Below are 20,635 nucleotides of genomic sequence, written 5' to 3'. Positions count from 1 at the left end.
TGTTATAAAAAAACAGCCTGTCACAGCCCTTTTGTATGATTCTGCGACAGGTTGTGTGTTGGTCGATGACCCGTCCGGCACGTATGATCCTTGGAAAACCTCTCAGAATAGAACTCTATGTCTTTGATAGTGCTATTGCTTCTGCCGTTCGTGGGCAGTTTGCTGGCAGCCGCGCTGCCGCACAACGCACGTAACGCCGAGTCCATACTCGCCGGGCTCGTGGCCTTGGTCGGCACCGTCCAGGTAGCACTTCTCTATCCACAGGTGGCCCATGGCGGTGTCATCCGTGAAGAATTCCTGTGGCTGCCCAGCCTCGGGCTCAACTTCGTGCTGCGCATGGACGGCTTTGCCTGGCTGTTCTCACTGCTGGTGCTGGGCATCGGTACGTTGGTGTCTCTGTACGCGCGCTACTACATGTCGCCACAGGACCCGGTGCCGCGATTTTTTGCGTTTTTCCTTGCATTCATGGGCGCAATGCTGGGGCTGGTGCTGTCGGGCAACCTTTTACAACTGGTGTTTTTCTGGGAGCTCACCAGCCTCTTCTCCTTCCTCTTGATCGGCTACTGGCATCATCGGGCCGACGCGCGCCGTGGCGCCTACATGGCGCTGATGGTTACCGGTGCCGGAGGCTTGTGCCTGCTGGTGGGGGCGCTGCTGCTCGGCCATGTGGTGGGCAGCTATGACCTGGACAAGGTCCTGGCTGCAGGTGACACCATACGCCAGCATGCGCTTTACCCAGTGCTGTTGCCCCTGATCCTGATCGGCGCCCTGAGCAAAAGCGCGCAATTTCCCTTCCATTTCTGGCTACCGCATGCCATGGCAGCACCCACGCCGGTGTCGGCGTATTTGCATTCGGCAACCATGGTCAAGGCCGGCGTATTTTTGCTGGCGCGCCTGTGGCCAGTGCTGTCGGGTACCGACGAATGGTTCTGGATCGTCGGGGGTGCTGGTGCGCTGACGCTGCTGCTCGGTGCTTTTGCAGCGATGTTCCAGAATGACCTCAAAGGCCTCCTGGCCTACTCGACCATCAGCCATCTGGGCCTCATCACGCTGTTGCTGGGCCTGAACAGCTCGCTGGCCGCCGTCGCGGCGGTCTTCCACATTCTCAACCATGCAACCTTCAAGGCGTCGTTGTTCATGGCCGCTGGCATCATCGACCACGAAAGTGGTACGCGTGACATCCGGCGCCTGAGCGGCCTGGTCCGGCTGGTTCCCTACACAGCCACTCTGGCCATGGTCGCCAGCGCCTCCATGGCGGGGGTGCCGCTGATGAACGGCTTCCTGTCCAAGGAAATGTTCTTCGCCGAAACCGTGTTCATCACTTCCAGCGCCTGGGTCGAAGCCATGCTTCCGGTGATCGCCACCCTGGCCGGCACTTTCAGCGTGGCCTACGCGCTGCGCTTCACGGTCGATGTGTTCTTCGGCCCCACCGCCCAAGACCTGCCGCATACGCCACACGAACCCCCGCGCTGGATGCGCGCGCCGGTCGAGCTGCTGGTGCTGACATGCCTGGTGGTCGGCATTTTCCCCGCCCAGTCCGTAGGCCCGTTGCTGGCCGCTGCGGCACTGCCGGTGGTAGGGGGTACGCTACCCGAGTACAGCCTGGCCATCTGGCACGGTTGGAATGCGCCTTTGATCATGAGCCTTGTGGCCATGAGTGGCGGCGTGGTTCTGTACCTGCTGTTGCGCAAGCAACTGCGACGGGGCCGCTTCCCCTGCCCTCCCGTGATGGGCCGATTCGACGGCAAACGCCTCTTTGAGTACGGCCAGGTGCAGCTGATGCTGATGGCGCGGCGCATCGAGCACCTGCTTACCAGCCGGCGCCTGCAGGCGCAGCTGTTCATGCTGGTGGTAGCCGCCTTCCTCGCCGGCCTGACACCCATGCTTTACAGTGGCCTGACCTGGGGCGAACGGCCCAAGATCCCGGGGTCAGGGGTATTCGTCGCACTCTGGGTGATCGCCATTGCCTGTGCGATCGGTGCGGCGTACCAAGCCAAGTACCACCGTCTGGCGGCCCTGACCATGGTCAGTGTGTGCGGCTTGATGACCTGTATCACCTTTGTGTGGTTCTCCGCGCCTGATCTGGCCCTGACCCAGTTGGTCGTCGAAGTGGTGACCACTGTCCTGATCCTTCTTGGTCTGCGTTGGCTTCCACGTCGTATCGAAGGTGTGTCGCCTCTGCCCGGCAAGTTCGACCGCGCCCGCGTGCGTCGCTTGCGCGATCTGCTACTGGCGGTGTTGGTTGGCGCAGGGATGGCCGTGCTGTCCTACGCCATGCTCACCCGCCCTACGCCCAATGACATCTCATCGTTCTACTTGAGCCGCGCGCTGCCACAAGGTGGTGGTACCAATGTGGTCAATGTGATGCTGGTGGATTTCCGCGGCTTCGATACCCTGGGCGAAATCACCGTGCTGGTCGCGGTGGGGTTGACGGTTTTCGCGCTTCTGCGTCGCTTCCGCCCACCCAAGGAAAGCATGCAATTGCCGACCCAGCAGCGCCAGTTGGCACCAGATGTCGTCACCGACCTGATCAACCCGCGCCACGCTGCCGATACCGCACTGGGCTTCATGATGGTGCCCGCTGTACTGGTGCGCCTGTTGCTGCCAATCGCGCTGCTGGTGTCGATGTACCTGTTCATGCGTGGTCACAATCAGCCAGGCGGCGGCTTCGTCGCCGGGTTGGTGACTTCGGTGGCGTTCATCCTGCAATACATGGTCGCAGGCACCCAGTGGGTAGAAGCACAGATGCGCCTGCGGCCCTTGCGCTGGATGGGCACCGGCCTGCTCTGCGCAACCTTGACCGGTGGCGGCGCCATCGTGTTCGGCTACCCGTTCCTGACCACCCATACGGCGCACCTGCACCTTCCTCTGCTCGGAGACATCCATCTGGCAAGCGCATTGTTCTTCGACGTCGGTGTGTTCACCGTGGTCGTCGGCTCGACCCTCTTGATACTCACGGCCCTGGCCCACCAGTCGGTACGTGCCTATCGCCCGGCCAGTCCAGGCAAGACCCGTAAAGCAGGAGCCGCCTGATGGAAGAAGTGATCGCAGTGGCCATTGGCGTGCTTGCCGCCTCCGGGGTCTGGTTGGTGCTACGCCCGCGCACCTATCAGGTGATCATGGGCTTGTGCCTGCTTTCCTATGGGGTCAACCTTTTCATCTTCAGCATGGGCAGCCTGTTCATCGGCAAGGAGCCCATCATCAAGGAAGGCGTGACCCAGGACCTGTTGCACTACACCGATCCGCTGCCACAGGCCCTGGTACTCACGGCAATCGTCATCAGCTTCGCCATGACCGCCCTGTTCCTCGTGGTGCTGCTGGCATCGCGCGGCCTGACCGGCACCGACCACGTAGATGGCCGGGAGCGTGAGGAATGAGCGGCATGAGCCAACTGATCGTTGCCCCTATCCTGCTGCCGTTGATTACAGCGGCAGTCATGTTGCTGCTGGGCGAAAAGCATCGATTGATCAAGGCACGGCTGAACCTGCTGTCGACCTTCGCCGGTCTTGGCATCGCCGTCAGCCTGCTGCTCTGGGTGCGTACCCAGGGCCAGGCAGAATCGATCGGCGTCTACCTGCCGGGCAACTGGCCAGCCCCATTCGGCATCGTGCTGGTATTAGACCACCTGTCGGCGCTGATGCTGACCCTGACCGGCGTCATCGGGCTAAGCGCCCTGCTGTTCGCACGGGCACGCTGGGATGGCGCCGGTGCAAGTTTTCATGCGCTGTTCCAGATCCAGCTGATGGGGCTGTACGGCGCATTCCTGACGGCAGACCTGTTCAACCTGTTCGTGTTCTTCGAAGTGCTGCTGGCAGCTTCATACGGTCTTCTGCTGCACGGGTCCGGCCGCGCACGCGTGCGGGCCGGCTTGCATTACATCGCCGTCAACCTTTTCGCGTCGTCGTTGTTCCTGATTGGCGCGGCAATGCTGTATGGCGTGACGGGTACACTGAGCCTTGCGGACCTGGCCCTGAAGATTCCGCTCGTACCCGAGGCCGACCGCGGCTTGCTGCATGCAGGCGCAGCGATCCTCGCCATGGCGTTTCTGGTCAAAGCAGGCATCTGGCCCTTGAACTTCTGGCTCGTCCCAGCCTATGCGTCTGCCAGCGCGCCAGTGGCTGCACTCTTTGCGATCATGACCAAGGTAGGGCTGTATGCCGTGCTGCGGGTATGGACGTTGCTGTTCTCCGGGCAAGCGGGGGCATCGGCCCACTTCGGCGGGGATTGGCTGGTTTACGGAGGCCTGGCGACCCTGGCCATGGCGGCGGTGTCGATCCTGGCAGCGCAGCGCCTGGAACGCATGGCGGCGTTGAGTATTCTGGTATCGGCTGGGACCTTGTTGGGGGCGGTGGGCTTCTCACAATTGGCGTTGACCGGAGCAGCGCTGTTCTACTTGGTGAATTCTACCCTGGCCTTGTGCGCCTTGTTCCTTCTGGCCGAACTCATCGAGCGCTCGCGGTCTGCCAATGAGTTGCCATTGGACGAGGAAGAAGACGCCATGCCGGCCTTGCTGGAATCGCTTCACCCCCCAAAAGGCATCAACCTCGATGACAATCAGAAAGCCGTCATCGGGCAGGTCATTCCATGGACCATGGCATTTCTGGGCTTGAGCTTCATCGCTTGCGCGCTGCTGATCATCGGCATGCCACCGCTTTCAGGCTTCGTTGCCAAGCTCAACTTGATCAGTGCCCTGTTCAACCCCAACGGTCTGGGGGTTCCGAGCCCATACACACTGGGCGCCGCTGGCTGGGGCCTTGTGGCCTTGCTGGTCTTGTCGGGAATGGCATCGCTGATCGCTTTCGGACGCGTCGGCATTCAACGTTTCTGGAAACCCGAAGAGCGGCCCTCTCCGGTGCTCAGGCGTTTCGAATGCCTTCCGATCGTGATATTGCTGGGCCTGTGCATGCTGCTCAGCTTCAAGGCCGAGCCGCTGCTGCGTTATAGCCTCGACACCGCCGCCAGCCTTCAGGCGCCTGATGCCTATATCGATGCAGTCATGGCGGCGCAGCCGAAACCTGGCCCCACCTCGCTCGACGTTCAGGTGCAGCCATGAGCCGACTCTTTCCTGCCCCCCTGCTATCGGCATGCCTGTTCGGCCTGTGGCTGTTGCTCAACCTTTCGCTGAGTCCGGGTAACCTCATCCTGGCCGCTGTGTTGGGGACACTGGCTCCGCTGCTGATGGCGCCATTACGGCCGCAGCATGCCCACGTTCGACGGCCCTGGGTGATCGTCAAGCTGATCGGCCGGGTTGGGGTGGACGTCATCCTGTCCAACCTGCAGGTCGCTCGCGGCGTTCTGGGTGCTGGAAGGCGACCGCCTCGCTCAGGCTTCGTCCACATTCCCCTGGATCTGCACGAGCCCCATGGGCTTGCGGCGCTGTCCATGATCACGACGGTGATCCCTGGAACCATCTGGTCGGAACTGGCCCTGGACCGTAGCGTGCTACTGCTGCACGTATTCGATCTGGATGATGAAGCGGCATTCATCCAGCATTTCAAGGAAGTCTACGAACGTCCCTTGATGGAGATCTTTCAATGAGTGGACTGCTCGCCAACGCTGTTCTCGCCAGCTTGTTCATCTTTGCGCTGGCTATGTGCCTTACCCTGCTTCGGCTATTCCGAGGCCCTTCTGCGCAGGACAGGGTTCTGGCCCTGGATTACCTGTACATTCTGGCAATGCTGACCATGCTGGTACTGGGCATCAGGTATGCCAGTGACACCTATTTCGAAGGGGCCTTGCTCATTGCATTGTTCGGCTTCGTTGGCTCCTTCGCCTTGGCCAAGTTCCTGCTGCGTGGTGAGGTGATCGAATGACCGAGGCACTCAATCTGCCGTTCTGGCTTGAAATGATCACAGCCATACTGCTGGTAGCTGGCAGCCTTTTCGCACTGATCGGTGCAATTGGTCTGCTGCGCCTGAAAGACTATTTCCAACGCATGCACCCCCCAGCGCTGGCCTCGACCATCGGGGCCTGGTGCGTCGCGCTTGGCTCGATCATCTACTTTTCATGGCTGAAAGAGTCATTGGTGCTGCACGCATGGCTGATTCCCGTGCTGCTGTCGATCACGGTGCCCGTGACTACGTTGTTACTGGCGCGCGCCGGGCTGTTTCGCAAGCGTCAGGCCAAAGAGCCGGTACCCGAGGAGGTCAGCAGCGGTCTGGACCGTGGCAATTGACCGCAGTTAGCCTGGTTGCTCACTCAACTGCTGCAGTGCGCGTCTGACCATGGCGACGTAATGAGGCGGGCCTTGGGTATACAATTGGGCAGCTACCCAATCCAACCATCGCCCGCGCATCGCTTCACGGGCTGCGAGCAGCCGCTGCGCCTCGGCCATGGCGCGCGCCTGGTGCTCACGGTGATAGCGTTCCCGTGATCCAGGCGCTTGTTCTGGCAGCGTCACTCGCTTGCCTTGAACGTCGTCAGCTCACCCTTGCGCCATTTAGCAACCTTGCCGGTTACGGCTTTCAACAGCTTGCCGAGCCCTTCCTGAATTTGCTGATCGGCGGCAAACACCAGCATCACGCCATGGCCTTCACGCAGTACGACCCCCTCGCCTTCCGGGACCGATACGAACGCGTAGTCGCCTACCCCATACACATTGAGCTTGATATCGCGAAAGCGCATTTCCAGCTTGCCGCCTTCGCGGCTGGGCAGCACGGCGGCACGAAAATGATCGCCGACTTTCAATTCAAGGCGCTGCTTGTCGTCGACTACCAGCGCACTTTCCGTGTCGATCTCGGCCATGTAGAGGCCTTCGGGGTTTTGCTCGGTGACATAGACGAATCGACCCTGGAACAACTGGGCCAGTTTCCCGCGCAAATCGCCAAGGGTGAACAACGCGTGTGTATCAAGAGTGCTGACTGCCAATGAAGTAATCCTCAACCGTTTACAACCCGCCCTCGCAGGAGCTCGCGAAGCACGGCCATTTCAAATCGATAGGCAATGAGATTAATAAAACGCTGGGCGACATGTCTGTGCCCGCTGACGATGCAGCGTGCAGGATTTTTTACTCTAACGGCCGGCGTTGTTGTCGCTTACATACCCTTGGGCCATGCCCAAGCGCTGCCGGCGTAACGTCTGACATTGCATGCCCATGAAAATGCGATTCCGGATGGGTGCATGACCTTGGAGCCTGATGGCGGCTCACACACTATCATCGGCGGGATATCCGAAAACAGTGAAATCCTAGAGAGACGCCATGTTTTAACAGGCTTGCCGGTTACTGCGCAACTGCTCCAGGCGAATTGCATGGGGCGTTGCGGTTTGATGCCTGAAATGCAAAAAGCCCCACGAATCGCTCCATGGGGCTTGGCAACCTGAGCGGCTCAGGCCTGACGCTGATGGCGATCAAGCTGCTCGTGGCGCTCTTGTGCTTCGATGCAGTATTTGGTGGTTGGGCTGATCAGCAAACGCTTGAGACCGATCGGTTCACCGCTGTCGTCGCACCAGCCGAAGCTCTCGTCGGCGATACGGTCCAGCGCCATCTCCAGTTGGGGAAGCAGGCGCTGATCGCGATCGATGGCATTCACCAGCCAGCTACGCTCTTCTTCGACCGATGCTACATCGGCAGGATCCGAGGGGGTATCCAGGCCTTCGATGGTGGCACGGCTCAGCTCGATGCGTTCATGGGTCTCGACTTTCATTGCTTGTAGCAGCTGAGTGAAGAAGCTCAGCTGTTCAGCATTCATGTAGTCATCGGCCGGCATGGCCAGCAACTGTTCCTTGGTCATCGATTTCTCTATGAAAATAGGTGCATTTAGGCGATTCGTTTGCCGCCGACGCCTAGGCATCGGCAGCGGAATTTTTTCAAGCGCCAGTCGGCACTCTTCAACAAGGGGCGGCAGTCTAAGGCGCAGCGTCGCCTTGAGCAACAGCAAAATGGGGTGGCGTTGGCATTCGCTGCTTACAATCCGCCGGCCGGTGCTTGCGTCTGAAGGCCTAGGCGCGAGTTTGAGCAGCGCGGGTAGATTCGGGAACATGTTTACTGCAAGGCAACGGTAACCTTAGAAACTATAATGCCGTGCTATCTGGATGGCGATGAGGGAGCGCTTCGCACTCCATCGCGGGACAAGCCCGCTCCTACAAAGGGCGCTTCATATACATGCCATTTATAAGCCTCACTGTAATAATCAATTACGAGGCAGCAACCACTGAGCGCAACGAAACTTCAAATTCAAGATCAACACGCCCATCCCGATCTTGCTCTTGCTCTTGCTCTTGCTCTTGCTCTTGCTCTTGCTCTTGCTTTTGCTTTTGATCTTCGCGACTTCAGAAGGCCGAACGCAGGTCTTGCGGAGGGAGGTGACAGGCATGGATGCCTGTCAAGCGCTGGGCCCCAGGATGGGGCCTGCAGCGCGGTCCTCCCGGGAGCAAGACCGAAGTGAGGGAACCCCGAAGCGCAGCGTAGGGGCCGTATGAATGGAGCGCAGCCTTTTTTGGTTACTTTTTGTGGCGTTTGACAAAAAGTAACTCGCCGTAAGGGCGAAAAGGTGATTAAGCGTCGCCATCGCAAATGGACTATGCTCTCTATCAATACCCACACCAACCCATCGAACTTCAAACTTCAAACTTCAAACTTCAAACTTCAAACTTCAAAGCGTGGGCGCATATATCGAGTTGGCATTCATTGGCGCGGGTGGCGCACAGTCACCCTTCCGCCCTTACGGCGGCTCACTTTTTGTCTTGGCAAAAAGTAAGCAAAAACCGCCTGCTCCTATCATCCGGCCCCTACGCTACGCTCCGGGGTCCCCTCGCTCCGGGCTTGCTCCCGGGAGGACCGCGCTGCAGGCCCCATCCTGGGGCCCAGCGCTTGACAGGCATCCATGCCTGTCACCTCCCTCCGCAAGCCCTGCGCTCGGCCTCCTGAAGTCGCGATCTGTGGCGCCTGGACTATCGCGCGCTTAGAAGCAAGAGCAACGGCAACGGCAACGGCAATGGCAATGGCAGCATCAGCATCAGCATCAGCATCAGCATCAGCATCAGCATCAGCATCAGCATCAGCATCAGCATCAGCATCAAGGATTGCAAACCACTTAGGCTATTTGGTCAATGCCTCCGATTCCAGCTGCCGCAGACGCCGCCCGTCCGGCAACATGATCTCAACGGTCGTCTCGGAGACCCGCCGCTCAGGCTGGACCGCCTGTTGCTGCGCCTTGCGCGCTTCAACCCTGCGCTCGATCATGCTGGGGTAGCGAGACGCCCACAGGCCAAGCGCAGCAACAAACAGGACCACCCACACTATCGCACCGGCATCACCCTGAGCGCGACGCCTCTTCATCCTTGAACCACCGTGCAAATCACTGCAAAACGCCCCCTGTCAACGATCCTTGAACTGCGCTTCACGCTTGGCAATGAACGCGGCCATGCCCTCTTTCTGATCTGCGGTCGAGAACGCCGCATGAAACACTCGCCGCTCGAACCGCACACCTTCGCTGAGCGTGACCTCGAACGCGCGGTTGACGCTCTCCTTGACCATCATGCTCACCGGAATGGATTTGGCAGCGATGGTGGCGGCCACTTTCAGCGCCTCCTGCAACAGCTCGTCCTGCGGCACGACACGCGCCACCAGCCCTGAGCGCTCCGCTTCCTCAGCACCCATCAGGCGACCGGTCAGGCACAACTCCATGGCTTTGGCCTTACCCACCGCACGGGTCAAGCGCTGCGTTCCACCCATGCCCGGCAACACCCCCAGGTTGATTTCCGGCTGACCGAACTTGGCATTGTCACCCGCCAGAATGAAGTCGCACATCATCGCCAGTTCACAACCACCGCCCAGCGCAAAGCCCGACACTGCGGCAATGATCGGCTTGCGCCGATTGGCAATGCGGTCGGCATCGCTGAACAGGTCGTCCACGTAGATTTGCGGGTATTTGAGCTCAGCCATTTCCTTGATGTCTGCGCCAGCTGCAAACGCCTTCGCCGAACCTGTGAGCACCACGCAGCCAATGCCAGGGTCGCGCTCAAGCTGATCCAAGGCCTGGTTCAGTTCGCTGACGATCTGCGCGTTCAAGGCGTTGAGCGCCTGCGGGCGATTGAGCGTGATCAGGCCAACCTTGCCATGAATGTCCAACAGGATGGTTTCGAATGCCATGTGGTCTGCTCCTTCAAAGATTGCGCGCAATGACCATGCGCTGAATATCGCTGGTGCCTTCGTAAATCTGGCAAACCCGCACGTCACGATAGATGCGCTCCAGCGGGAAGTCGCTCAGATAGCCATAACCGCCCAGGGTCTGCAAGGCATGTGAGCAAACCTTCTCGGCCATTTCCGAGGCAAAGAGCTTGGCCATGGACGCTTCCATCAGCGCAGGCTGCCCCGCATCGCGCAAGGCGGCAGCGTGCAACACCATCTGCCGGGCGACGGCGACCTGGGTTGCCATGTCCGCCAACCGGAAAGCCACGGCCTGATGCTCGATCAGCGGTTTGCCGAAACTCTGCCGCTCCTTGGCATAGTCACGGGCCACTTCGAACGCGGCGCGCGCCATGCCTACGGACTGCGCCGCGATGCCGATGCGTCCGCCCTCGAGATTGGCCAAGGCAATCTTGTAGCCTTCACCCTCCTCACCCAGTCGGTTGGCCACAGGCACGCGCACGTTCTCGAACACGATCTGACAGGTGTCGGACGCATGCTGGCCGAGCTTGTCCTCGACGCGGGCCACCTGATACCCCGGTGCGTCGGTCGGCACGATGAACGCGCTGATCCCGCGCTTGCCTGCCTGCGGATCCGTCACGGCGAACACGATCACCACCCCGGCATTCTGGCCGGAGGTGATGAACTGTTTGCTGCCACTGAGCACGTAGTCGTCGCCCTCGCGGCGCGCACGGGTTTTCAGGCTGCTGGCATCGGAGCCTGCCTGAGGCTCTGTCAGGGCGAACGCCCCAAGCATGGCGCCGGTTGCCAGCGGCGTCAGGTACTCGCGCTTTTGCTGCTCCGAGCCAAAACGCAGAATAGGCACACACCCTACCGAGTTGTGCACGCTCATGATGGTCGAGCACGCACCATCGCCGGCAGCGATCTCCTCCAAGGCCATGGCATAGGCCACATAACCGGTGTCGCTGCCGCCCCACTGCTCAGGCACCAGCATGCCGAACAAGCCGAGCGCTGCCATTTCCTCGATGGCTTCGCGCGGAAACCGATGGTCCTTGTCCCATTGTTCGGCAAACGGTCTCAACCGTTCCTGTGCAAAGCTGCGCACAGCATCGGCGATTTGTTGTTGTTCCTCGTTGACCAGCATGGTTCACCTCACTCCAGGCATTCGACAGCCATGGCCGTGGCTTCACCACCGCCAATGCAGATGGCCGCCACCCCGCGACGCAGGTTGTTCTGGCGCAGGGCATGCAACAGGGTGACCAGAATGCGCGCCCCTGAGGCGCCGATCGGGTGGCCCAAAGCGCAAGCGCCGCCATGAATGTTGACCTTATCGTAGGGCAGGTCCAGACGCTTCATGGCTGCCAGGGTCACAACCGCGAACGCTTCGTTGATTTCGAACAGGTCGACATCGCTCAGCGCCCATCCCGTACGCTTGATCAGCTTGTCGATGGCCCCAATAGGCGCGGTCGGAAACAGGGCCGGGGCATCGGCGAAGGCCGCATGGCCGTGGATGATCGCCATCGGCTTCAGGCCTCGCTTGTGCGCCTCGGAGCGACGCATCAGCACCAGCGCTGCCGCACCATCGGAAATGGAGCTGGCGTTGGCAGCCGTCACCGTACCGCCGTCTCGAAACGCCGGGCGCAATTGGGCGATCTTGTCCAGGCGTGCCTTGGGCGGCTGCTCATCGTCTTTGACCAGACGGCGTTGCTTGCCTTGCGTCACCTCCACCGGCACGATTTCATCCGCAAAGCGGCCACTGAGGATGGCCTGTTGGGCACGGGTAAGCGATGCGATGGCGAAGTCGTCCTGGTCTTTACGGCTGAAACCATTGGCCTGGGCACAGTCCTCGGCAAACGTGCCCATCAAGCGACCCTTGTCATAGGCGTCCTCAAGACCATCCATGAACATGTGATCGATCACCTTGCCATGGCCCATGCGGTAACCGCCGCGGGCCTTGTCCAGTAGATAGGGGGCGTTGCTCATGCTCTCCATGCCGCCGGCGACCACCATGTCGGCGGTGCCTGCCGCCAGCAGGTCATGGGCGAGCATGGCGGCCTGCATGCCGGACCCACACATCTTGTTGAGCGTGGTACAGGTGGTGTGCTTGCCCAGGCCAGCACCCAGTGCAGCCTGACGCGCCGGCGCCTGGCCAAGGCCAGCCGGCAACACGCAGCCGAACAGCACCTGATCGACGCTGTGCGCCTCCACGCCCGCGCGCTCAATCGCGGCGCCAATGGCCGCGCTGCCCAACTGCACGGCAGAGAGACTGCTAAGCTCGCCTTGTAATCCACCCATCGGGGTTCGTACTGCGCTGACGATGACGATGGGATCTTCGCGGGTGTTCATGGGTGTAACCCTCACTTGGCTGCCATGCGCAAGGCACCGTCCAGACGGATGACCTCACCATTGAGCATGCTGTTCTCGATGATGTGGCGCGCCAGCGCCGCGTATTCCTCTGGACGCCCAAGCCGCGGAGGAAAAGGCACACCCGCTGCGAGCGAGTCACGAACCTCGGGCGTCATCCCGGCCATCATCGGCGTTTCGAAAATGCCTGGCGCGATTGTCATTACACGAATACCGTAACGCGCCAGCTCGCGCGCGGCGGGCAACGTCATGCTGGCAATGGCCCCTTTGGACGCTGCATAGGCACATTGCCCGATCTGGCCGTCGTAGGCCGCGACGGAGGCCGTGTTGATGATCACGCCCCGCTCGCCTGCGTCGTCCGCCCCTCCCTCGGCCATGGCCTGGGCACATAACCTCAGCAGGTTGAAGCTGCCCACCAGGTTGACATTGATGACGTGGGCAAAACTGCTCAGACGGTGCGGGCCTTGCTTCCCCACTACCTTTTCAGCGCCCACGATGCCTGCGCAGTTCACCAGACCGTGCAGGCTACCGAACGCTGCCAGTGCCGCCGATACGGCCGCCTGCGCAGCGGCTTCGTCACTGATGTCGGCCACGCTGAAGCGCGCGCGCTCGCCCAGCTCGTGGGCTTTGGCTTGCACGGCGTCGCCGTTGAGGTCCACGAGCATGACCGAAGCGCCTGCCTCGATCAGCATGTGCGCGGTAGCGGCGCCCAGACCGGAGGCTGCGCCGCTGACGATGAAGTGTTTGTTGGCTATTTGCATGATCGGTTTCCTCTCAAACGCCGGCCGTGGTGGCGAGCTGCGCGTGTTGTCGAGCTACTTCCTGATTGCGCAGGATGAAGCGTTGCAGCTTGCCGCTGGGTGTCTTCGGCAACTCGCTGACGAACTCGACTTCTCTGGGGTAGGCATGGGCGTAGAGGCGCTGGCGGACATGCTGGCGCAATTGCTCTTCAAGTTCGGCGCTGGGGCCGTAACCCGTGGCCAGCACCACGAATGCCTTGATCACCTCGGTGCGTTCAGGATCAGGCTTGCCGACCACTGCCGCTTCGATGACGGCCGGGTGCTCAATCAGTGCGCTCTCCACATCGAAGGGCCCAACCCGATACCCGGACGTGGTGATTACATCATCGCTGCGCCCGACGAAGCTGATGCTGCCATCGGGGTTCAGTTCGACGGTGTCGCCGCTCAGGTAGTACTTGCCAACGAAGGCCTTGGTTGGCAGCCCGTGGTAACCGGCGAACCAGCACAGGGGCGATCGTTCGCGATCCACCGCCAGGATACCCGGCTGACCGGCGGGCAGTTCGCGTCCCTGCTCATCGAGTACGACAATGCGATGCCCCGGTATGGCAAAACCTGCAGATCCCACGTGCACCGGGTGGGCCAGGCCGTGATGGTTACACAGCACCATGCCCAGCTCCGTCTGCCCATAGTGGTCATGAATGGTTACCCCGGCATGCTCGGCGAACCAGCGGATCACTTCAGGGTTCAACGGCTCTCCTGCACTGCTCACCACGCGCAGGCGTCCTTTGACTGGGGTGCTGAACTGATCACCGGCTGCAATGAGCAGGCGAAAGGCCGTTGGCGAGCCGGCCAGGTTGTTGATGCCCAGCTGGGTAATGACCTTCGTACAGCTGTCGACACTAAAGGGGCCGTTGTAGAAGGTGGTCGCCTGCCCGAGTGAAAGCGGCCCGGTCACTGCGTAATAAAGTCCGTAGGCCCAGCCTGGGTCCGCCAGGTTCCAAAACCTATCCTCTGGGCGCAGATCGATGGCATCACGCATGTAGCCTTGGAACGCTACGATGGCCCGTAGCGGGACCTCAAGGGGTTTGGCAGGGCCGGTGGTTCCGGATGTGAACATCAGCAGGAAGGGATCGTCACCTGTGAGCATGACCGGTTCACATTCAGGCGAGGCGTTTTCAAGGCACTCCTGGAAGTCCAGCTCGCCGTCACGGGCATCGACCGTTATCGTGAGCGGGCAGCCGTGGACGTCATCGAGCTTTATCCGGTTGCTGCGGTCAGTCACCACGACACGGGCATGCGACTGGTGCAGTCGATGTTCGATGGCAGCAGGCCCGAAGGCGGTGAACAACGGCTGATAAACGGCACCCAGACGCCAGGTGGCTAGAATGGTGATCAACAGTTGCGGGGTGCGCGGCAACAGCCCCGCTACACGGTCGCCCGCACTCACCCCGTGGGCGCGCAAGACACTGGCAAAGCGGGTGGCCAGTGCCTGCAGGTTGTCGAAACTCATCTGTTCGCAGTTGCCTTCGCTGTCCAGCCAGTTCAGGGCCAGCTTGTCGAAGCCAGTGTGGCGATCACAACATTCGACACAGGCGTTGAGGGCCTGCAGTTCGCCCTGCAGGGCAGCCTGCGCGGCCCCAAGGTAATGGAACGAGCGAACGGCCTCGGCGTAATCACGCATCGTCAGACTCCTGCTTTTTATTGTTGGAGTGCACTGTCAAGTCAGGACGATGTTCGCGCCGCTCAGGGGTAACCACAATGGCCAAACCATTCATTGTGAATGATCGGTTTGGCCACAACGGCGGTTAAGACAATCCGCGTTCGCGACCTATAAGAAACTGCCGAGTCAGTTCGAACACCAGCGACTGGTCCTGAGTGGCTTGTTCGGTGTCCAGGCTGTCTAGCAGAAGCTGATAATCGATGGCATCCAACGTTGATTGTCGCAAGGCCAATGCCGATCGACGTGCGGCGAACTGAGCGTGCAGCGCCTCGAACACCTCGGTATGCCGCTCATGGATATAATTCGCCCAGAACACACGTTGGGACAGGCTCATCGACAGCGCATCAGGGGTCATCGCTGCGATCACCTCACGGTAGGCGTTCTCAAGCTGAGTGCTGGTCAGCTCGGCAGCATCGGCGTAGAGCATGCTATGGGGCTGACACGGCAGGTTCAGGCGAGCCCGCAACCTCACACGGTAAGCCAGGCTGACGGCAGCCTGATCCACCCTCTCCAGCGCTGCGAGGCGCTGCAACACATCTCGCCTGGCGACCTGCTCAAGCCGGTCCAGACGAAACAGTTGCTGCCCGATACCCAATAGCTCATTACCGCGCTCCGGCGCGACGTTGTGCTCAGACCTATCGATAAGTGCTCTGACTTGAAGCTCACTGAACCGATCAGCAACGGTGTTCATGCAGGTTAACGGCAGGCGAGCCAGACTATGGATTCTCTGGCGCAGCTGCTCGTTTGCGTCAACTGCTTCGAGTAATGCCCACACTCGCTCCGCCAGCTGGAACGGTGCAGTGTCGTAGTCGCCGGTATCCCCGAGAAGCCCCAGCAACCGTACCAGACCATCGCTGCCCGGATCAGCCACCAAGCGTGACCAAAGGGCCTGACGGCTGACGCGCAAATGCGGATCGCCTGCATCGAGCCATAGATCACGGGTCACCTGCCGGTCGATTACGCGCCGTGGCTCGGGAAGATGGAAATGCTCGGCGATCGAATCAAGGGCAAACAGCCGCTGCATCTCGACACTGCTCAACCGGTTTCGCTCCACCATGAAACCCATTCGGCGGGCATGTGGCAGCTGTACAATTTCCGCTGGCACAACGTGCAAGAGGTTGTCACGCAGGTCGGCGCGTTCCAAGGTGCTGCACAACTCCAACCCCGAGGGCCACGCACCCAACCTGCAGCGACGCAAGTTCAATTCAACAAGGCGCGTCAACTGGTTATAGCGCATCTCGAATGCCCCCAGCGGGTTGTAGCTCAGATCCAGGTGAGTCAACTGCGGCAGGCGGGTCAATGCGTTCAAGGCCTGATCGTTCAGCCGAATGTTGTTGCGTGCCAGGCGCAGGGTGCGCAAATCGACCAGGTAGGCGACTTCTGTAGGCACGCCGAGCAGGCCGGTGCTGCTCAGGTTCAGTTCTCTTAAGCGGGTGAAGCTTGAAAGGAACCCAGTAGGCATATGCGTGATCGGCACATCACGGATGACCAATGAGCGTGTCAGCTCGAACTCGATATGGGCAGGCAGTTCGGGCAGACTGCCGACATTCAGGTTGATAATGCTCAGCCGTTGACCAGCCGTCTCATCGCCCAGAGGTTCGCCCATCTGTCGCCAGGCGCGGCGGATCTGATCGGCGACCTGTCGACGAGCCCGCTGACGGGCTGGATTGGACTCAAAGCCTGTCCAGCGGCTCAGGTGTCTTTCAAGGTCAGCATGGTCCTCTTCCAGTTCCAGCAAGGCGTCATAGGCAGTATGAGGGCCTGTAAGCAAACGCGCCAAACGGTTGTCGATCGCACTGTCGTCCAGGCCAGGGTACAGGTTGCGCAAACGGCTTCGCAGCAGGCTGTCGGGGTTACGTCGTCGAGCCGGGCTACCACTGAGTGGGTAGCCTATGCGACCGTCGGGCATACGACGGCCTGGATTGAACCAACGATCCTGTCGAGGCCAGCCCAGCAGTTGCTCGACTTCGGCGTGCGTTTCAGGCAACAGCTCAATCAGGCGATCACGCAAGGTCGAGGCAGCGTGATCGCCATCCAGATCAAGCGCAGTACGCTGGGAAGGCTCCAGCAATGCGAGCAGCGTCTGGTAGAAGTCGTTCGACTCATCGACCACGGCTCCATAGCCTGCTTCTGGCTCTTCGATCGCCCGGAAACGCCCCTCCTTGTGAACGATCTTGACCAGATTGGCGCCCGGCAGCTGATTACCTACCGCCGCAATCCGGCGCGCACCCGGACCGTCTGTCCAGAGCTCGATGTGACGGGCCGGCCATGCATCCAATCGCTGCAGCAGGGCCAACGCGAGTTCGCCCGCTTCATCGCAGTAAGCGTTAGGGAGGTACACACCGCACATGGCCCGGGTCAACCTGGCAACACGCAGCAACGAAGCACCCTGGCGTAGGCAACGCAACGGCAGTTTTCCCATGCTCAGAGCAAGATCGCGCTCGGTTCGCCCTACGTCCGCGGCCAACGCTTGAACGTAACGCTCGGGCAAACCCGGCATGCCTGTTCTGATGACGGCCGACAACGGGTCATCGACCGCTGGCACCTGGCACAGGTGCTGGAACATTAGCCCACGTAAGCGATCTGCATGCTCAAGTAGGTTTTCCTGCAGCTGCACAAGGCTACCGCTACCGGTTTGTTCCAGGCACCACTGCACCAACGCGCTTTCATCTCGCGGGCTCGCACCGTGTTGAAGGGCGGTAAAAAACCTGCTGACACGCGCATTGGCTTCGAAACGCTCCAGGCTGTCACACAAACTGGCTGGAATGTCCCGCGCCTCCACCAGTAACCCGCGAAGTGCCGCGACATCCATTCCGGCGGCCTGCATCACCCTGCTGGCCTGCTGATGAGTGAGCGATCTAGGCTGAGGCCAAAGCTGTTCAAGCATGAGATCAGGCTGATCCATTTCCACTGCTCGACCAGCGTTCAACTGCCAGCTTCGCTCGCCGAAGTGCTCCAGAACTGGCCCAAAGCCTGCCGGACGCCGAGCATGACGCAAGCGCCATGGCTCATTTGGATCAGGGCGATGCGCCTGGAAATAACGTTTGCCACTACGGAAAAAGGCTCGCCCCCAGTCTCTGTACAGACCGTCGCTGTGCAATTGCGGGTCCTCCGGCAAGCTGGCATAGACCTTGAGGTCGTTGGCCCATAGCCGCGATTTCCCATCGACCCCGCGCACGGGTTCCAGCCCTTCTACGAAATCAGTGGCCGCATAGCCTCTGGCCAGAATATTGGCTCCGGCGCCGACAACCGCAGTCACCGCCAGCGTCTCGGCCACGCCAAGCATCTGCTCCAGAGCCTCGTGCTGATGACCGTGATACCAATCAGTTGCACCCTCGAAGACTTCCGATAGCGTTTGCACCACCAACTGCCCAAGCAGCATCGCGCCCACCACAGGTATGAAAAGCCCGGCCAGGTTGACCAGATTCCAGCCCAACGAGCGCCACTGCTTGCGTCGCGCTTCAGAGGCGTCTCGGTCCACCTGTGCGGTGGGTACCAACAGCAGACGGGCGTCGTCTTTGATTCGCTGAACCTGTTGGTCGACCAGCCTGGAGAAGATATCCTCAGGTCCCGTGACGCCTTCAAGGGAAAGGTCAGACACGGCGTCGCTCAAGCGCTTGCTCAATGTATCGAGGAAGCGTGCGCGCTCTTCCACAGACACCAACTGACTGAAGTAAGCCCGGTAATCCTCCTTCTGCAGAGCGGCCGCGAGCACGGTGTTCATTTCCTGAATGGACGTGAAATGGCGCAATGCCTGGCCAGGATCGCTGGGTCTGTAGAGTACGATCCCTCGATCCACACCTTGCCGATCGCGCAACTGGACGACTACGACATCGCTCAGGGTATGCCCCAGCATGCTCAGCATACCCGGATAGGCACCCAGCTCAGCGTGAGAGGCCTCATCGTTTGCCAAGCCCGCCAACGCAATCTGCTGTCTTGCCGTTAAATCACCGCGCAGCGCCGCCACTTCGGTGGCCAACGCAAACGCCGCTCGCTTGTCTGCAATCAGCGCTTGGCAGGTGTCATCGGTGAATACCTGCGACAAGAGCTTCTGGTAACGCCCGCCCGCATCCAGGTCCCGGCACGCTTGCACCAGTGCATCCGTGCCCGCAGTGAGCAGGGCGTCTTCACCTGTACTCACCAAACCGGTGCCCAGATAGAAGCTGGCCTGCTCGTTAAAATTCTGCATCAGGCGCAAGACGGCAGGCTCTCTCACCTCGATGACCTCATCGACAGGCAGGACCATGCCATGCGGGACCTTGAAATTGCGCCGTATCTCCCGCCACTGCAGCGCATCCAGGGCCGGACTGCCCGGCAGGTGTGCAACCAGCCTCTGCATATGCAGCTCAGCGAAGCTTTGCAGTGGAATCAACCGCCGAGTAAAGGCGCGCACACGCTCCTGGCTGCCCTGGTGGGCCTTGAAGCGATCACGCAGGCGGTTGAGTTGAGCGGGAGAACCCCGCTTGAGCCACTCAGGTAGGCGCGCGGCTATGAAGTCATGTGTAGCGCTGGCGACCTTTGCAGAGGAGGGATTCGGGCCGGGAGCGGTCGTGGGAGAAGCTGTCATCGTGTAGTCCTGTCGATGCTGATTCAACCTCGACTGTGTGATGGGCGCTCAGCGACTGGCACACGGAAACCCCACCTAACCGACCTTCCCTGCACCCAGGGCCAACGTTCGATAGTGACCCGGATTGCAACCAAACCACTTGCGGAAGGCCTTGTAGAACGAACTGCTGTCGGCAAAGCCCAGACGCGCTGCAATTTCCAGCATCCCCACCTGCTCTTGAGCCAGCCAGCTGATAGCCAATTGACGCCGCACGCTGTCCTTGAGGGCCTGATAGCTATGCCCCTCCTCTGCCAACCTGCGCCGTAGCGTGGAGGTCGACAGGCATAACTGGCGGGCAAGTTCATTCGCATCGGGCCACGACGCTGGGTCGCGCTCGCTCAGATCGCGTCGAATGCGTCGAGCGAGGCTGTCAGGGTCCCGATACTTGACCAGGATATTGGCCGGCGCCTGGGCCAGAAAACGGTGCAGCTCATCGTCGCTGCGCCGGATGGGCTGATCGAAGCAGTCGGCTGCCAGGATCATGCGGGTGCGCGGGCGCGAGAACTGCAGGTTTTCCGAGAACATGACACGGTAGTCATCGCAGAACGCAGGTTCGGTGCAGCGCAACTCGATGGCCAGGATCGGGATGCGACGCCCTGCCAGCCAGCACGCTACACCATGGACGATCATCCAGAATGTGAAGTAAGTGAATGCTCGTCGAGGCTCATCACAGGGCTCGACGATGACGATCTCGGCCAGGCTTTGCTGCCGAATCAAGTGGGGCTGTAGATGATCCAGGGTCAACGACAGGAAAGCCAGTGCGGTTTCGATACCTGCTCCGATCGTCGGTTGTCCCCTGCTGGCACGGCAGAGAAATGCCAAGCTGCCGCTGCGTAGCCCGCGCGGGTCCATGGCAAAGAACTCATCGTTGCAGCGCCGCGCCAGCAGGCGCCAGAGGCGTGCGTAAGCAGTTGCCGGCACGCGCGCACCTGGCATCGTGAGCAGATGCGGCTCGATGCCTGCCTTGCGCAGCACCAGAGGCGCGTCGCCTGCTTGATGACAAGCCTGCAACAACGCCTCGCGTACCAGTTCGATGGAGATAGTGTCCTTGTCGCTCATTGACGGCCCAGTTTGCTCGAATGCAGCCATCTTAGGACCACAGCGCCAAAAGGCTAGCA

At 60.6% G+C, this 20,635-nt stretch carries 19 protein-coding genes; 6 read left to right on the top strand and 13 right to left on the bottom strand.

What is annotated here, in order from left to right:
- Positions 1–117: 117 nt before the first annotated feature.
- From NMB38_RS07760 to NMB38_RS07735, 6 genes are read left to right on the top strand one after another with little or no spacing between them, the layout of a single operon-like run.
- Positions 118–3,033: a monovalent cation/H+ antiporter subunit A gene (locus tag NMB38_RS07760; RefSeq protein WP_049696279.1), complete on the top strand. Its 2,916-nt coding sequence runs from the start codon at positions 118–120 to the stop codon at positions 3,031–3,033.
- Entirely contained in the window at positions 3,033–3,377 is a 345-nt protein-coding gene (locus tag NMB38_RS07755) for a Na+/H+ antiporter subunit C (RefSeq protein ID WP_023534014.1), read from the top strand. The genes NMB38_RS07760 and NMB38_RS07755 overlap by 1 nt, the downstream gene beginning before the upstream one ends.
- A complete protein-coding gene (locus tag NMB38_RS07750; RefSeq protein ID WP_028687294.1) occupies positions 3,374–5,053 on the top strand; it encodes a monovalent cation/H+ antiporter subunit D in 1,680 nt (559 codons plus the stop codon). The genes NMB38_RS07755 and NMB38_RS07750 overlap by 4 nt, the downstream gene beginning before the upstream one ends.
- Positions 5,050–5,538 carry a Na+/H+ antiporter subunit E gene (locus NMB38_RS07745; protein WP_027915742.1) on the top strand — a complete coding sequence of 163 codons (489 nt, stop codon included), beginning with the start codon at positions 5,050–5,052 and terminating at the stop codon, positions 5,536–5,538. The genes NMB38_RS07750 and NMB38_RS07745 overlap by 4 nt, the downstream gene beginning before the upstream one ends.
- Positions 5,535–5,813 (top strand): K+/H+ antiporter subunit F, encoded by a 279-nt coding sequence (locus NMB38_RS07740; RefSeq protein ID WP_027915743.1) that lies wholly within the window; start codon positions 5,535–5,537, stop codon positions 5,811–5,813. Before NMB38_RS07745 ends, NMB38_RS07740 begins: the two co-directional genes overlap by 4 nt.
- Entirely contained in the window at positions 5,810–6,175 is a 366-nt protein-coding gene (locus NMB38_RS07735) for a Na+/H+ antiporter subunit G (RefSeq protein WP_027915744.1), read from the top strand. Before NMB38_RS07740 ends, NMB38_RS07735 begins: the two co-directional genes overlap by 4 nt.
- Positions 6,176–6,181: 6 nt before the next feature.
- Here the strand turns inward: NMB38_RS07735 and NMB38_RS07730 are convergent, their stop codons facing one another.
- The 13 genes from NMB38_RS07730 to NMB38_RS07670 all read right to left on the bottom strand — a co-directional run bounded on the left by NMB38_RS07730 (position 6,182) and on the right by NMB38_RS07670 (position 20,576).
- Positions 6,182–6,400, bottom strand: coding sequence for a hypothetical protein (locus tag NMB38_RS07730; protein WP_027915745.1), 219 nt, complete (start codon positions 6,398–6,400; stop codon positions 6,182–6,184).
- Positions 6,397–6,867: a hypothetical protein gene (locus NMB38_RS07725; protein ID WP_181074439.1), complete on the bottom strand. Its 471-nt coding sequence runs from the start codon at positions 6,865–6,867 to the stop codon at positions 6,397–6,399. Before NMB38_RS07725 ends, NMB38_RS07730 begins: the two co-directional genes overlap by 4 nt.
- Before the next feature lie 458 nt (positions 6,868–7,325).
- Positions 7,326–7,730 (bottom strand): TraR/DksA family transcriptional regulator, encoded by a 405-nt coding sequence (locus NMB38_RS07720; protein ID WP_023534004.1) that lies wholly within the window; start codon positions 7,728–7,730, stop codon positions 7,326–7,328.
- A 399-nt stretch (positions 7,731–8,129) separates the two neighbouring features.
- A complete protein-coding gene (locus tag NMB38_RS07715) occupies positions 8,130–8,312 on the bottom strand; it encodes a hypothetical protein (protein WP_494354935.1) in 183 nt (60 codons plus the stop codon).
- 577 nt (positions 8,313–8,889) lie between these two features.
- Positions 8,890–9,015 carry a hypothetical protein gene (locus NMB38_RS07710; protein ID WP_494354934.1) on the bottom strand — a complete coding sequence of 42 codons (126 nt, stop codon included), beginning with the start codon at positions 9,013–9,015 and terminating at the stop codon, positions 8,890–8,892.
- A gap of 22 nt (positions 9,016–9,037) precedes the next feature.
- Positions 9,038–9,277 carry a hypothetical protein gene (locus tag NMB38_RS07705; protein ID WP_027914979.1) on the bottom strand — a complete coding sequence of 80 codons (240 nt, stop codon included), beginning with the start codon at positions 9,275–9,277 and terminating at the stop codon, positions 9,038–9,040.
- A gap of 39 nt (positions 9,278–9,316) precedes the next feature.
- Entirely contained in the window at positions 9,317–10,090 is a 774-nt protein-coding gene (locus NMB38_RS07700; protein WP_490806057.1) for an enoyl-CoA hydratase, read from the bottom strand.
- Between the two features lie 13 nt (positions 10,091–10,103).
- Positions 10,104–11,231 carry an acyl-CoA dehydrogenase gene (locus tag NMB38_RS07695; RefSeq protein WP_027914981.1) on the bottom strand — a complete coding sequence of 376 codons (1,128 nt, stop codon included), beginning with the start codon at positions 11,229–11,231 and terminating at the stop codon, positions 10,104–10,106.
- 8 nt (positions 11,232–11,239) lie between these two features.
- Positions 11,240–12,433 (bottom strand): acetyl-CoA C-acyltransferase, encoded by a 1,194-nt coding sequence (locus tag NMB38_RS07690; RefSeq protein WP_088523558.1) that lies wholly within the window; start codon positions 12,431–12,433, stop codon positions 11,240–11,242.
- Positions 12,434–12,444: 11 nt separating this feature from the next.
- Positions 12,445–13,212: an SDR family NAD(P)-dependent oxidoreductase gene (locus NMB38_RS07685; RefSeq protein ID WP_027914983.1), complete on the bottom strand. Its 768-nt coding sequence runs from the start codon at positions 13,210–13,212 to the stop codon at positions 12,445–12,447.
- Between the two features lie 13 nt (positions 13,213–13,225).
- A complete protein-coding gene (locus tag NMB38_RS07680; protein ID WP_027914984.1) occupies positions 13,226–14,872 on the bottom strand; it encodes an AMP-binding protein in 1,647 nt (548 codons plus the stop codon).
- A gap of 124 nt (positions 14,873–14,996) precedes the next feature.
- Positions 14,997–19,478, bottom strand: coding sequence for an NEL-type E3 ubiquitin ligase domain-containing protein (locus NMB38_RS07675; RefSeq protein ID WP_490806055.1), 4,482 nt, complete (start codon positions 19,476–19,478; stop codon positions 14,997–14,999).
- Between the two features lie 75 nt (positions 19,479–19,553).
- Positions 19,554–20,576: an AraC family transcriptional regulator gene (locus tag NMB38_RS07670; protein ID WP_490806054.1), complete on the bottom strand. Its 1,023-nt coding sequence runs from the start codon at positions 20,574–20,576 to the stop codon at positions 19,554–19,556.
- Between the last annotated feature and the right edge of the window lie 59 nt (positions 20,577–20,635).

Source organism: Pseudomonas sp. FBCC-B35, assembly GCF_059133755.1.
The sequence above is the reverse complement of the archived record's forward strand: the minus strand, read 5'-3'. Positions and strand labels throughout refer to the sequence as shown.